Genomic DNA, 12935 nt, shown 5'->3' on the forward strand with positions numbered 1-12935 from the left:
GCCCGGGCGCGTGCGGAACGCGCCCGCCGCTGGCGCGACGGGCGGCGGCTACCGCTGATGGCTGAGATGTAACGATGCGTGAAAGCTGCGTTCTGCGCCTCAGGCGGGGCTGAATTCCAGTCCTTGTTCGGTAAAGGCGACAGTCTGGCCGTTCTCGATCTCGTCGCGGAACTGGCCTGCGATGGCCTGCAAAGCACCGGCGTGGCCGCGGGCCGCAAAGTGGCTGACAGAGCGGATGCGGGCGCTGTTGTCGAAGCCTTCCTCTGCGTGGGCCCAGACCAGCGGGTGAAGTTCGTTCAGGTGGTCGCGGATCAGCCAGCTGGCGGCTTCGGATATCTTCAGCCGGGGAACGTCAGCCTGCAGGTTCTGCCCCAGCCCCTTGCGCAGGGCGACGGTGCAATAGGCCGCCAAGAGGTTGATCATCTCCTGCGACGGGTTGGCCTGCACGATGTCCCTGAGGCCGTCGAGGAAAAAGCGGGTATCGACCCGGGCGCAGGCCTGATCGTCGATGGCGATGGCGTCGAAATAAACCCAGGTATAGCCGCCCGCCCCCCAAGTCTGCGCAGTGCGCGCCGCGGTCCGGCGGGCCTCCAGCTCCAGTGCCGCATAAGAGCCTGAGCAGCGCGGCAGCATATGGGTGCCGAGGGTGCGCATGTGGCGGTGGTTGGCCGGGGCCAGGTCGATCAGGGCGCCAAAGGCATCCGCCACCGGCAGGGTACCGCTGGTGCTGCCGGCAAACAGGGCGCATTGCGCCGATTTGAGGAAGGGACTGTCTTTGCTGTCCTCCGCAATCGGCTCCAGCAGGGCGGCGGCGCGGTCGAAATGGGCGGCGCATCGGCGCTGGCTGGAGGCCGGGGCTGCAGGAGCATTGCCGGGGCTGCGCCAGGCCCAGCCGATGTCGATATGGGCCAGTGCCACCAGGGCGGTCAGATAGGGATCGTGGCGGTGCTCTGCCCGCAGCGCCTCAAACGCCATCAGGCCGCGGATCAGGCTGCGATTGCCGGCATCCTTTTGCTCGGCCAGGGCATGTTCGGTGGCATTCACCACGTCGGCACGGGCGCCATAGGCGATGAGATCGGCCAGCGGCAGGCCGCAGCGGGCGGCAGCGCGGCTGTCGTCTGCTTCCCGGATCGCGCTGGAGAGGTCCTCCCAGCGTTCCTGGCGGGCCAGGAACTGTCCGTGGTCCTGCGCTTGCAGGCAGTCGGGATCGCCTTCGGCGCTGCGGATCGGGATGGACAGGCTGTCTTCCAGGCTCCGGTTCAGCAGCGCGTCAGCGGGGGGCGGAGCGGGCGCAGGACCCGGGCGGCTGGCGGGCCGGGAGCTGCGGGACATCAGATCTGAAATCCGGGACAGAAGATCCCGTGCCTGTCGAGACTGTGTGAGCATTTTTGCTTCCTGAAGAGTGGCAGCTTATCGTTGGTCTCAGTTTCCTCAGGCAATGGGGCGCAAAGATGGCGGCAGTGGGGAAGTTCCCGCGCACAGGCGGTTAATCGCCTTTCACTGCCGACAATCCTAAATTGTTTTGGCGGGGCTTTGACGGGCGGCGGTCAGAAGGCCGTGAAATGGTGCCGCTCCGTGCGCAGCCCGCACTTTTGGAATTCCGCGTCAGCTTCGGCGTGCGGCGGGGTGGCCTCCTGCGGCAGGCGGATGCGCTTGCCGTTGCGCAGAACCAGCGTGGCCCGCACCGAGAGGTCCCAGCGGGTGTCGAAACGCACCCGGTCAATCTCGCTGAGATCTGCTTCACCAGTCAGCCCGCCGCTGAACCATTCGATGCGGTTTCGGGAAATCCTAAGCCCTGCCAGAGGGTTGCGGATCAGGTCCAGAAGGGCAGGCAGGGCTGGCAGGGCCAGCAGGACCGTCAGCCACAGGGCCGCGTCCAGCACCAGCCACAGCACCAGCAGGACCGCCAGCCAGCCGCCCGTCGCGAGAATAGCGGTGTTGGAACGGCCCCGGCGGGAGAAGCTGTAGGGCTCCGCCGGGGCAGGTTTTCCGGGCGTCTCAGGCATCCAGGATCCGGGTGACCATTTCATTTGTGTCGCGGCTGAGACCGTCTGTTCCTGCAATCCGCGTCAGCTGCGCACGGATCAGCGACTGGCGGCCCGCGTCATAGCGCTTCCAGGTCTGGAAGGCCGCGCACATCCGGGCGGTGGTCTGCGGGTTCAGCTTGTCCAGCGCGATCAGATTGTCCGCCAGCAGCTGATAGCCTTCGCCGCTGGCATGGTGGAAGCCCGCGTGGTTGCCCGCCAGCGCCCCCATCACCGCGCGGAAGCGGTTGGGGTTCTTCATGTCGAACATCGGGTGCCGGGTAAGCTCCGCTGCGGCGGCGGCGGCTTTCTCCGGTGCGGCGCAAGCAATTTGCAGCGCAAACCACTTGTCCATCACCAGCCGGTCGTCCTGCCATTGATCGAAGAAGGCCTGGCTTTGCGCCTCGCCCTTCTCGGCCTTCATCAGCGCGCCAAGGGCGGCGTACTGCTGGGTCATGTTATCCGCGGCCTGGTACTGGCGCGCGGCCTGATCGCCGCCGTCAAGACGGGTCAGCAGTGACAGGATGCGGCCGTTGAGGGCGCGTTTGCCTGCGCCCTCGGCATCCGGTTCATAAGGGCCTTCAACCGTGGTGGCGGCATACAGCCGGGGCAGGCTGGTTTCCAGCTGCTGCGCAAGGGTCTGGGCAAAGGTCTCAGCCGCGTCATAGATCTTTTGCGGATCGGGGGTGAAGCCGCGCTCATGCAGGGTTTGCGCAATATCCGACTGGCTGGGCGGCGTCAGAACCAGGGCGCGGAAGGCCGGGTCCTGATCGTCGTCGCGCACCAGTTTTTCCAGTGCATCCAGATAGGCCGCATCGGGGGCGCTGCCGTCCAGCACCATCGCGACACGGACCTCCTTGGCCAGCGCGTTGCCGGCCTCCCAGCGGTTGAACGGGTCGGTGTCATGGGCCAGCAGAAAGGCGCGCTCGGCGTTGGTGGTTTCGCGCTCCAGGATCACCGGGGCGGAGAATTCCCGCAGGATCGAGGGCACCGGTTTGGAGGCGAGGCCGTCGAAGGTAAAGCTCTGCTTGGCTTCGGTCAGTTCCAGCACTTCTGTGCCGCGCACCTCGTCGCCGTTGGGGGACAGCAGGCCGACCGCCACCGGGATCACCCGCGGGTCCTTCTCCGGCTGGCCGGGGGTGGGTGGCGTAGATTGCTCGAACGTCAGGGTATAGGTGCCGTCCGCGTAATCCTCGGAAACCTTCAGGCGCGGGGTGCCGGCCTGGCTGTACCACAGTTTGAACTGGCTGAGGTCGCGGCCCGTTGCGTCCTCGAATACTTTCAGCCAGTCCTCGATGGTGCAGGCCTGGCCATCGTGGCGCTCAAAGTAAAGCTTCAGCGCCTTGTAATAGTTCTCATCCCCCACCAGCCGCTTCAGCATGCCGATCACCTCGGCGCCCTTCTCATAGACCGTGGCGGTGTAGAAGTTGTTGATTTCCTGAAAGGCTTCGGGCCGCGGCGGATGGGCGAGGGGGCCGTTATCCTCCGGGAACTGGCGGGCGCGCAGGGCGATCACGTCGTCGATCCGCTTCACCGGCTCGGACCGCATGTCGGCCGTAAACTGCGCGTCGCGGAACACCGTCAGCCCTTCCTTCAGACACAGCTGGAACCAGTCGCGGCAGGTGATGCGGTTGCCGGTCCAGTTGTGGAAGTACTCATGGGCGATAATCGCCTCGATCCGTTCGAAATTGGCATCTGTGGAGGTTTCAGGCGAGGCCAGAACGCAGGACGAGTTGAATATGTTCAACCCCTTGTTCTCCATCGCGCCCATGTTGAAGTCATCGACAGCCACGATGTTGAACAGCTTCAGGTCGTATTCGAGGCCATAGACGTCCTCGTCCCATTTCATCGACTTCTTCAGCGCCTCCATGCCAAAGGCGCACTTGTTTTCGTCGCCGGGGCGGACCCAGATGTTCAGCTCTACCGCCTTGCCGGACCTGGTGGTGAACTGGCCGGGGTAATTGACCAGATCGCCAGCCACCAGCGCGAACAGATAGGCCGGTTTCGGCCAAGGGTCGTGCCATTCGGCCCACCCCTCTCCCTGGCCTGTGGGGTTGCCGTTTGAGAGCAGCACCGGCTCGTCGCCCTCAATACGCACAGTGAAGGTGGACATCACGTCTGGGCGGTCCGGGTAATAGGTGATCTTGCGGAATCCCTCGGCCTCGCATTGGGTGCAATACATGCGGTTGGACATGTATAGCCCCTCCAGCGCGGTGTTGCCGGCAGGGTTGATCTCTACCTCAGCTTCCCAGGTGAAGGGAGCGCTGGGCACATCGCATTTGAGGCCGCCGTCCACCAGCTCCGGCGTTACCTCTTGGCCGTCGATCCGGGCGGAAATCAGCTTCAGCTCCTCGCCGTGCAGGAAGAAGGTCCTGTCCGACGCATCTGCCTTGGGCGCAAACCGGATCTTGCTGAGCACGCGGGTGGTCTCCGGTGCCAGGCGGAAGGTCAGGTGAATGCTTTCCACGTCATACCCGAAGGGCGTGTAATCTTTCAGGTAGAACGTCTTGGGGGCGGTGGCGGGGCTTGCATCTTTCACGGCGGAACCTCGTTTTTAATGGAACCCGAGCGGGGGCCGGCACGTAGTTACCATAGTCGTAGGCAACACCGGGCGGAGCGGCAAGCCGTCCTGCGCCTCAATTTGTTATTGAAAGGAGTTCCGCCATGTCCGCCCCGGATACCAACGTCGAGCGTCAGAAGAATAAGCACAAGCCCTCCTTGCTGGGGATCGGCGCCGTGGTTGTGTTTGCACTGATCGCGCTGGGGCTGTTCCTGCTGATGGTGTTTGATCGCGGCGGCGAGCAGGACAAGGTGGAAGCGCCGGCCTCCGCCGAAGAGGTGCAGGCGGTCATTGACGGGACCGCTGACTGACCGGCGGTCCAGTAAAGCATGTTTGCGGGGCGTGCAGGGTAACCTGCGCGCCTTTGTGCTGTTTGGAGGGCCGGCGTCAGGCGCTGCATTTTCGGAAATCTTTTCGGCACTTTCTTGAAAATCAAGAAATTGCGTTCGGTTTCACCGGGAGGCTGTTTTGTTGCTGATCGGAAACTTCTGCCCTAACTAGGTAACAGCATACAGTGGTGTACCGCCGGAAGGAGCAAGTCATGAGCCGGGACGAAAAACAGGGAATTCAGGTTGCGCCGGAACTGGCGGATTTCGTTGAGAAACAGGCGCTGCCCGGCACCGGTGTCGAGGCGGAGGCGTTCTGGAAAGGCCTGGCGGAGCTGGTGAACGGGTTCGGGCCGGAAAACCGGGCGCTGCTGGCCAAACGGGAAGAGATCCAAGCCAAGATCGATGCATGGCACATCGCCAACCGCGACAAGCCGCATGACCACGAAGCCTATAAGGCGTTCCTGGCGGAGATCGGTTACCTGCTGCCAGAGGGCGGTGATTTCGAGATCGAGACGCAGAACGTGGACCCGGAGATCGCATCGGTGCCCGGTCCGCAGCTGGTGGTGCCGATCACCAACGCCCGCTATGCGCTGAACGCGGCAAACGCGCGCTGGGGCAGCCTGTATGACGCATTCTATGGCACCGACGCGATGGGAACCCCGGCGCCTAAGGGCGGCTATGACAAGGGCCGCGGCGCGCGGGTGGTGGCACGGGCACGGGTATTCCTGGACGAGGCTTTTCCGATCGACGGTGCCAGCCACGCCGACGTGCGCCGGTATTACGTGCAGGACGGCCAGCTGTTGATCGACGACCTGCAGCTGGCCCAGCCGGAGAAATTTGCAGGCTACCGCGGCAACCCCAAGGCGCCGGAATCGGTGCTGCTGCGCGACAACGGGCTGCATGTGGAGCTGGTCTTTGACCGCGCCCACGCGATTGGCGCCCGCGACCAAGCGGGCCTCGCCGATGTGCGGCTTGAAAGCGCTATGTCTGCGATCATGGATTGCGAGGACTCGGTTGCTTGCGTCGATGCCGAGGACAAGGTGCTGGCCTATTCAAACTGGCTGGGCCTGATGAAGGGCGACTTGGAGACCAACCTGGAAAAGGGCGGCAAGATCATTACCCGCCGCCTGAACCCGGACTTCGGCTTCACCGCGCCGGATGGCACTGCCAAGACCGTGAAGGGCCGTGCCCTGTTGTGGGTGCGCAATGTCGGCCATCTGATGACCAACCCGGCAGTTCTGGATAAGGACGGCAACGAGGCCTATGAGGGCCTGCTGGACGCACTGATCACCGTTCTGATCGCCAAGCACGACCTGAAGCGCGACGGCGGCAACTCTGCCCTGGGGTCGGTCTATGTGGTGAAACCCAAAATGCACGGGCCGGAGGAAGTGGCCTTCACCGACCGGATCTTTGATAAGGTCGAGGATATCCTGGGCCTGCCGCGCCACACCGTGAAGATCGGCATCATGGATGAGGAGCGCCGCACCTCGGTGAACCTCAAGGAATGCATCCGCGCCGCCAAGCACCGGGTGGCCTTTATCAACACCGGCTTCCTGGACCGCACTGGCGACGAAATCCACACCTCGATGGAGGCGGGGCCGTTCTCGCGCAAGGATTTCATCAAGCGCAAGGCCTGGATCGGCGCCTATGAGAACCTGAACGTGGATGTCGGCCTGGAGTGCGGCCTGTCCGGCAAGGCGCAGATCGGCAAGGGCATGTGGGCGATGCCCGACATGATGGCGGCGATGCTGGAGCAGAAGATCGAGCATCCGAAATCCGGCGCCAACTGCGCCTGGGTGCCCAGCCCGACCGCCGCCACCCTGCACGCGCTGCACTATCACAAAGTGGATGTGTTTGCGGTGCAAAAGAAGCTCAAGGCCGGCGGCCGCCGCGCCCATGTGGACGGCATCCTGGAAATCCCGCTGGCCACCTACCGCAAGTGGACGCCGCAGCAGATCGCCCGCGAAGTAGACAACAACGCGCAAGGGATCCTAGGCTATGTGGTGCGCTGGATCGACCAGGGCGTCGGCTGCTCAAAGGTGCCGGACATCAACGATGTTGGCCTGATGGAGGACCGCGCCACCTGCCGGATTTCTGCCCAGCATATCGCCAACTGGCTGCATCACGGCGTTGTTTCAGAGGAGGAAGTCATGGGCGCTCTGCGCAAGATGGCCAAGGTGGTGGATGACCAGAACCGCGGCGACAACAGCTACCGTCCGATGGCGCCGGGCTTTGACACCATCGCGTTCCAGGCAGCCTGCGATCTGGTGTTCAAGGGGCGGGTCCAGCCCTCGGGCTATACCGAGCCGGTGCTGCACGCCCGCCGTCTGGAGCTGAAGGCGCAGGAAGCTTCGGCCTGACCGCGTCAAACTGACCCCGGGAAACAGTTTCCCTGATTCAGCGGGTAGTCACAGGGGGCCTTTTGGCCTCCTTTTCCTTTCATAACGTAACGTCAGCGGGAGGAAGATCACTCATGGCAGGGATTTCATTGGATCAGGCGCGCACCATCATCCGGGCGGCGCTGGAAAGCGGGCGCGGGCTGAACTTGAAACCGCTGTCGGTGGTGGTGCTGGATGCCGGCGGCCACGTGCAGGCATTCGAGCGCGAGGACGGCGCCGCACCGGGACGGTTCGCGATTGCCCATGGCAAGGCTTACGGCGCGGTGATGCTGGGCATGGCGGGCACTGCACAAATGGCGCGGGCAGAGAGCCAGTCCTATTTTATGGCCGCGGTGAACGGGGTTTACGGCGGCCAGGTGGTGCCGGTGCCCGGCGGCGTGCTGGTCAGGGACAGCTCAGGTGACGTGATCGGGGCGGTCGGCGTGACCGGCGATACCTCGGACAATGACGCGGCCGCTGCGGTGACCGGAATCGAAGCCGCGGGCCTGCACGGCGAGATTTGACAACAGCCCCCTCCCGCCGGGGCCAGAGGGAAGCCCGCTGAATAGGACGGGAGAGGGCCCTGCTCTTAAAGCAGGAGAGGGGGGACCTGCTTTTAGGGCAGACGGCGCGCTTATGGCAGCATGACCGCGTCGATCACATGGATGACGCCGTTTGACGCTTCGACGTCTGCGGTTGTGACCGTGGCGTCATTGATCTTGACCCCGCCGTCCATCGACACGGTGATCTCTTTGCCCATCACAGTTTCCGCGGTCATGCCGTCGCTCAGGTCTGAGGACATCACCTTGCCCGGCACCACGTGGTAAGTGAGGATCTCTGTCAGCTGCGCGCGGTTTTCCGGCTTCAGCAAAGTTTCGACCGTGCCTTCGGGGAGGGCCGCAAATGCGTCATCAGTCGGCGCAAACACCGTGAATGGGCCATCGCCCTGCAGCTTTCCCACCAGATCAGCGGCGGTCAGCGCGGCTGCAAGGGTCTCAAACTGGCCGGCAGCAGCTGCCGTTTCGACAATGTCTTTCGACCCGGCCGGGACGGCCGACGGCACGGATAGGCCAAGGGCAATGGCAAATGCTGTCACGGAGAGGCGGTTGAAGATCATGGGACATCCTTTCTGTCAGGCGCCAGCGGGAGGAGGGCAGAGAGGTCTGGCATGGATAGCTTGACATGCAAAAAATTTGCATGAGATACACGTTTGTGTGAGGTGCATTATTTTTGCACCTGGGTAAAATGACCCTTAACTGGATTGCACCGGAGGTCAAAACCATGAGCAAGCCCATGCTGTCTGAAACGCTTCAGGAAGGTTTGGAAGCCTACAGAATCGGTCCCAAGCTGCGCAGTCTGCGCCAGGGCAAGGACATGGGGCTGGCACAGCTGGGCGAGCACACCGGCCTGTCGGCGGCGATGCTGTCGCGGATTGAACGTGGGCAGGTGTTCCCGACCCTGGCGACCTTGCTGCGCATCGCCATGGTGTTCGGGGTGGGGCTGGATCACTTCTTCGGGCCGGGCGAGGACGCACCGGTGCTGGAAGTGGTGCGGGTGCGGGACCGGTTGAAACTGGGCGACAAAAACGACGGGCCGCTGTCCTATCTGTTTGAGAGCCTGGATTTCCCGGTAACCAAAAGCCGCTTTCAGACCTACCTTGCGGAATTTTCCGGCAACAGCGCCGAAAGCGAGCCCCATGCGCATCCGGGCGCGGAGCTGATCTATGTGATCGAGGGCGGGCTGGAACTGGGCATCCATGGCCGGAGTGAGGTTCTGAACAAGGGCGACTCGGTCTATTTCGACGCGGGGTTTGCACACAGCTACCGGGCGGTGCCGGGGCAGAGGTGCCGGGCGCTTGTGGTGGTGTCGCGCGACGCGGCACCGGACAGCCTGTCGTGCTGAATTAAGGCGGCAGGCTGGCTGCTGACGCAGGGTTGTGCGGGTGTGAACACTGTGTTGCTCTGCGGCGCCTGTTGAACCCGTGCAGTGTCAGGGCTAGGTTTTTCTTCAGGAAATGAATTTACGAGTGGATTATGACGCGACCCAAGGTTGGCATTATCGGCAACTCCTATCTGATCAACGATCAGTACCCTGTGCATGCAGGCGGCACGATGAATTCCGAGGCGATTGCCGAGGTGGCCGGATGCATGCCGCTGATGATCCCTTCCGACCCGCGCTTTGTCACCGTTGAGGAACTGCTGCAAACGTTCGACGGTTTCCTGCTGACCGGCGGGCGGCCGAATGTGCACCCCGCTGAATACGGCGAGGCGGAGACCGAGGCGCATGGCGCCTTTGACCGGGCGCGCGACGCCATCACCCTGCCGCTGATCCGCGCCTGCGTGGAGCGCGGCCAGCCGTTCCTGGGCATCTGCCGCGGCTTTCAGGAGGTCAACGTGGCAATGGGCGGCACGCTCTATCCCGAAATCCGGGATCTGCCGGGGCGGATGAACCACCGGATGCCGCCCGATGGCACGCTGGAAGAGAAATTTGCCCTGCGCCACAGCGTCCGGTTCAGTGCGGGCGGCGTGTTCCACCGCCTGTTCGGCGCCGAGGAAGTGATGACCAACACGTTGCACGGCCAGGGCATCAAGCGCCCGGGCGCGCGGGTGGTGGTGGACGGGCACGCGCCCGACGGCACCCCCGAGGCGATCTTCGTCAAGGACGCGCCGGGCTTTACGCTGTCGGTGCAGTGGCATCCGGAGTGGGATGCCGCCAGCGATCCGGTGTCGCGCCCTTTGTTTGAGGCGTTTGGCTCTGCGGTGCAGGCCTGGGCGAATGGCGGCGCGCAGCCCGGTTTTCAGAAATCCGCATAGGCGCATTTGGTTAAAAGGTTTGAGTATGAAAGGTGATGCGGAAGAGGGCGCGCCCGGCAGCAAGGGCAGCTACAAGATCCGGCAATTCAAAGCAGACGATGCGGAGGACCTGGCGGAGGTGTTTCACTCTGCGGTGCATGGCATCGCAAGCCGGTATTATTCGCCGGAGCAGATCAACGCCTGGTGCCCCGGGGCGCCACCGGCCGAGACCATCGGGCAAAAGCTATCCGACGGGCGGGCGGTATGGGTTGCGATCGGCGAAGACGATACGCCGGTGGCCTTCATCGACCTGGAATCCGACGGCCATATCGACATGCTGTTTTGCCATCCCCGTGCCGCAGGGCAGGGCGTTGCGGCGGCGTTATACGTCAGGCTGGAAACGGTGGCACTGCGCCAGGGGCTCAAGCTGCTATATGTTGAGGCCAGCGAAGCTGCGCGCGGCTTCTTTGAGCGGCAGGGCTTTGTCGTAGACCGGCGGCGCGTTTTCGAGCGCCGCGGCGTCAAGATCCACAACTACCGGATGGTCAAAATCCTCGACTGAAATTGAAGCTGGCGGCCTGCCCGGTGAATGACAAGCCGCGCGGCAATCAGGTCAGCAGATCGAAGTCGTGCATCAGCGGCAGCCGCCGCGCCCGTTTGCCGGTAAGGTCGAACAGCGCGTTTGCCAGTGCCGGGGCCGCGGGCGGCGTGCCGGGTTCGCCCGCGCCGCCGATATGCGCCTGCTCTTCCAAGATTCGCACCTCCACCACGGGCATGGTGTGCATGCGGATGGCGTCGTAATCGGGGAAATTCACCTGCTCCGCGGCGCCTTCGGCGAAGGTGATCTCGCCGAACATCGCCGCCGACAGCCCATAGGCCATGCCGCCGGACATCTGCGCTTCCAGGTTTCGCGGATCCAGCGCAACCCCCAGATCAGCGGCGATCCACGCCTTTTGCAGGCGGATGCCGCCGTCTTCCTGAGCGACTTCAATGACCTGTGCCACCGGGGTGCCGAAGCTGTATGTCATGGCAACGCCGCGGCCCACGCCTTCGGGCGTCCTGCCGGTCCAGCCGGACATTTCCTTGACCGCTTCCAGCACCTTGGCAGCGGGCTCCCACTCCCCGCGCGCAAGTTCCAGGCGGAACTCCAGCGGGTCGGCGCCCGCAGCGTGGGCCAGCTCGTCCACAAAGCTCTCCATGAAAAATCCGTTGATCGACGCGCCGACTGAACGCCAGAAGCCAACTGGGATCTGCAGGTCCGCTGCATAGCCGCGGATGCGGTAGTTGGGGATGCCATAGGGCTGGTTGAAGGCGCCATCGGTCAAGGCGGTGTCCGGGCCGCTGGGCGACAGTCCGATCCAGCGGTTCATCGCCTGCGCGGTGGGCGACTGGCCGGCAATCTGCCCGTCCAGCAGCAGCGCCTTGCTGTCCTTCACCGCACCGCGGAACCTCGCGGCAGAGGCCGGGCGGTAAAAGTCATGGGTCATGTCCTCCTCGCGGCTCCAGGTCAGCTGCACCGGTGTGCCCGGCATCTGCCCGGCCAGACGGGCGGCATAGACGGCAAAATCGAACTCGCCCCGCCGGCCGAAGCCGCCACCCATCAGGGTGGTGTTCACCTCCACCTGCTCCGGCTCGATCCCCAGCGCCTTGGCGCAGTGGTCGCGGACCAGCATCGGCCCCTGGTTGCCGCACCAGATCTGCAGGCGCTGGCCGTCAAACAGCGCGGTGGCGTTCAGCGGCTCCATCGTGGCGTGGGCGAGGTAGGGCACCTCGTACTCTGCCGTCACCTCCTGCGCGCCCTCCGGCAGGGTTGCGGCATCGCCGTCGTCGCGAAGGGTGGAGTTCGGCTCAGCCTGAAACGCTGCATGAATTGCGCCGGAGATCTCTATTTGGGCGGCCGGAATAGGGGCTGCCCCCCAGTCGAAGTCTATGGCCTCCAGCGCCTGGATCGCCAGCCAGGTGTTGCGGCCGACAGCGGCAACCGCATCGCCAAGATCCGCAACCGTTTCGATGCCGGGCATCTCAAGGGCTGCTGCGGCGTCAAAACCCTTCATCGCGCCGCCCAGATGCGGGTTCGCCTTCAGCGCAGCAAATTTCATCCCGGGCAGGCGCACATCAATGCCGAATTGCGCGGTGCCGGTTGCCTTGTCCGCCATGTCCACCCGCGGCTGGGCCTTGCCCAGCAGCCGCCATTCGCTGCGCGGGCGCAGGGGGGCGTCCACCGGCTCCAGCCGGGCTGCATCTGCTGCCAGCTCGGTATAGGCAATCTCCGCGCCATCCGGCGCAATTACCTTGCCGTCCCGGGTGCTAAGCTGGCCGCGGCTGACGCCAAGGCGCTGGGCGGCGGCTTCCTTCAGCGTTTCCCGGGCCGAGGCGCCAGCCAGCCGCATCCGCTCGTACCCGTCCTTCATCGAGGTTGAACCGCCTGTCACCTGCAGATCCAGCAGCTTGCCCGCCTGGCCCATCAGTTCGCCCAGCGAGTGCATGAACTTGGACTTGTCATAGCCGGTGCTGGGCAGCGCCTCGCTCATCAGGGCGGAATTGTAATAGGCCTTGGCGGCGGGGCCGTGCAGAACCTCCACCTGGTCCAGCGTCACGTCCAGTTCCTCGGCAATCAGCGCGGCCCAGGTGGTGTGCACGCCCTGGCCCATCTCGGCGCGCGGTGCAATCAAGGTGATCTTCTGGTCCGAGATCATCACAAAGGGGTTGAACGCCACTTCCCCGTCGCCGGGTTTCAACGGGTTCGGGGCAGGGCGGCTGACGTAATAAGCGCCAAAGGCGACACCGCCGATGATGGCGGCGGAACCGATCAGGAAGCTGCGGCGGGCGATTTTCTTGAAGCTGGCCATGAC

The 12935-nt window shown here is 64.1% G+C and carries 11 protein-coding genes; 6 read left to right on the forward strand and 5 right to left on the reverse strand.

Features of this window, described 5'->3' with window-relative positions:
• Window positions 1-99 precede the first annotated feature (99 nt).
• The 3 genes from CAER_RS0120020 to pepN all read right to left on the reverse strand — a co-directional run bounded on the left by CAER_RS0120020 (window position 100) and on the right by pepN (window position 4563).
• The gene (locus CAER_RS0120020) at window positions 100-1332 is read right to left on the reverse strand and encodes a hypothetical protein (RefSeq protein ID WP_245597386.1); all 1233 of its coding nucleotides are present in this window, start codon (window positions 1330-1332) and stop codon (window positions 100-102) included.
• Between the two features lie 215 nt (window positions 1333-1547).
• A complete protein-coding gene (locus CAER_RS0120025) occupies window positions 1548-2030 on the reverse strand; it encodes a hypothetical protein (RefSeq protein WP_245597387.1) in 483 nt (160 codons plus the stop codon).
• A complete protein-coding gene (gene pepN / locus CAER_RS0120030) occupies window positions 1999-4563 on the reverse strand; it encodes an aminopeptidase N (protein WP_027237040.1) in 2565 nt (854 codons plus the stop codon). The genes CAER_RS0120025 and pepN overlap by 32 nt, the downstream gene beginning before the upstream one ends.
• Before the next feature lie 125 nt (window positions 4564-4688).
• Here pepN and CAER_RS0120035 point away from each other — a divergent pair, with 125 nt between their 5' ends.
• The 3 genes from CAER_RS0120035 to CAER_RS0120045 all read left to right on the forward strand — a co-directional run bounded on the left by CAER_RS0120035 (window position 4689) and on the right by CAER_RS0120045 (window position 7815).
• Window positions 4689-4895 carry a hypothetical protein gene (locus tag CAER_RS0120035; protein WP_027237041.1) on the forward strand — a complete coding sequence of 69 codons (207 nt, stop codon included), beginning with the start codon at window positions 4689-4691 and terminating at the stop codon, window positions 4893-4895.
• A gap of 230 nt (window positions 4896-5125) precedes the next feature.
• On the forward strand, window positions 5126-7273 hold the full coding sequence (locus CAER_RS0120040; protein WP_027237042.1) for a malate synthase G: 2148 nt from the start codon (window positions 5126-5128) through the stop codon (window positions 7271-7273).
• A gap of 113 nt (window positions 7274-7386) precedes the next feature.
• Entirely contained in the window at window positions 7387-7815 is a 429-nt protein-coding gene (locus CAER_RS0120045; RefSeq protein WP_027237043.1) for a GlcG/HbpS family heme-binding protein, read from the forward strand.
• Window positions 7816-7925: 110 nt separating this feature from the next.
• Here the strand turns inward: CAER_RS0120045 and CAER_RS0120050 are convergent, their stop codons facing one another.
• On the reverse strand, window positions 7926-8408 hold the full coding sequence (locus tag CAER_RS0120050) for a fasciclin domain-containing protein (RefSeq protein WP_036797474.1): 483 nt from the start codon (window positions 8406-8408) through the stop codon (window positions 7926-7928).
• Between the two features lie 164 nt (window positions 8409-8572).
• Between CAER_RS0120050 and CAER_RS0120055 the strand changes: the two genes are divergently transcribed.
• The 3 genes from CAER_RS0120055 (at window position 8573) to CAER_RS0120065 (ending at window position 10645) form a co-directional block, all read left to right on the forward strand.
• Window positions 8573-9193, forward strand: coding sequence for a helix-turn-helix domain-containing protein (locus CAER_RS0120055; protein ID WP_245597388.1), 621 nt, complete (start codon window positions 8573-8575; stop codon window positions 9191-9193).
• Between the two features lie 131 nt (window positions 9194-9324).
• The gene (locus tag CAER_RS0120060) at window positions 9325-10104 is read left to right on the forward strand and encodes a gamma-glutamyl-gamma-aminobutyrate hydrolase family protein (RefSeq protein WP_027237046.1); all 780 of its coding nucleotides are present in this window, start codon (window positions 9325-9327) and stop codon (window positions 10102-10104) included.
• 25 nt (window positions 10105-10129) lie between these two features.
• A complete protein-coding gene (locus CAER_RS0120065) occupies window positions 10130-10645 on the forward strand; it encodes a GNAT family N-acetyltransferase (protein ID WP_027237047.1) in 516 nt (171 codons plus the stop codon).
• A 46-nt stretch (window positions 10646-10691) separates the two neighbouring features.
• Here the strand turns inward: CAER_RS0120065 and CAER_RS0120070 are convergent, their stop codons facing one another.
• The gene (locus CAER_RS0120070; protein WP_027237048.1) at window positions 10692-12932 is read right to left on the reverse strand and encodes a xanthine dehydrogenase family protein molybdopterin-binding subunit; all 2241 of its coding nucleotides are present in this window, start codon (window positions 12930-12932) and stop codon (window positions 10692-10694) included.
• Window positions 12933-12935: the final 3 nt, after the last annotated feature.

The sequence above is a fragment of the Leisingera caerulea DSM 24564 genome (assembly GCF_000473325.1).
In the GTDB taxonomy this organism is placed as follows: Bacteria; Pseudomonadota; Alphaproteobacteria; order Rhodobacterales; family Rhodobacteraceae; genus Leisingera; species Leisingera caerulea.

Coding starts and splice junctions, on each gene's coding strand:
- CAER_RS0120025 (WP_245597387.1), bottom strand. CDS start 2,030: ATGAAATGGTCACCCGGATCCTGGATGCCTGAGACGCCCGGAAAACCT.
- CAER_RS0120020 (WP_245597386.1), bottom strand. CDS start 1,332: ATGTCCCGCAGCTCCCGGCCCGCCAGCCGCCCGGGTCCTGCGCCCGCT.
- CAER_RS0120050 (WP_036797474.1), bottom strand. CDS start 8,408: ATGATCTTCAACCGCCTCTCCGTGACAGCATTTGCCATTGCCCTTGGC.
- CAER_RS0120055 (WP_245597388.1), top strand. CDS start 8,573: ATGAGCAAGCCCATGCTGTCTGAAACGCTTCAGGAAGGTTTGGAAGCC.
- CAER_RS0120060 (WP_027237046.1), top strand. CDS start 9,325: ATGACGCGACCCAAGGTTGGCATTATCGGCAACTCCTATCTGATCAAC.
- CAER_RS0120065 (WP_027237047.1), top strand. CDS start 10,130: ATGAAAGGTGATGCGGAAGAGGGCGCGCCCGGCAGCAAGGGCAGCTAC.
- CAER_RS0120035 (WP_027237041.1), top strand. CDS start 4,689: ATGTCCGCCCCGGATACCAACGTCGAGCGTCAGAAGAATAAGCACAAG.
- CAER_RS0120040 (WP_027237042.1), top strand. CDS start 5,126: ATGAGCCGGGACGAAAAACAGGGAATTCAGGTTGCGCCGGAACTGGCG.
- CAER_RS0120045 (WP_027237043.1), top strand. CDS start 7,387: ATGGCAGGGATTTCATTGGATCAGGCGCGCACCATCATCCGGGCGGCG.
- CAER_RS0120070 (WP_027237048.1), bottom strand. CDS start 12,932: ATGGCCAGCTTCAAGAAAATCGCCCGCCGCAGCTTCCTGATCGGTTCC.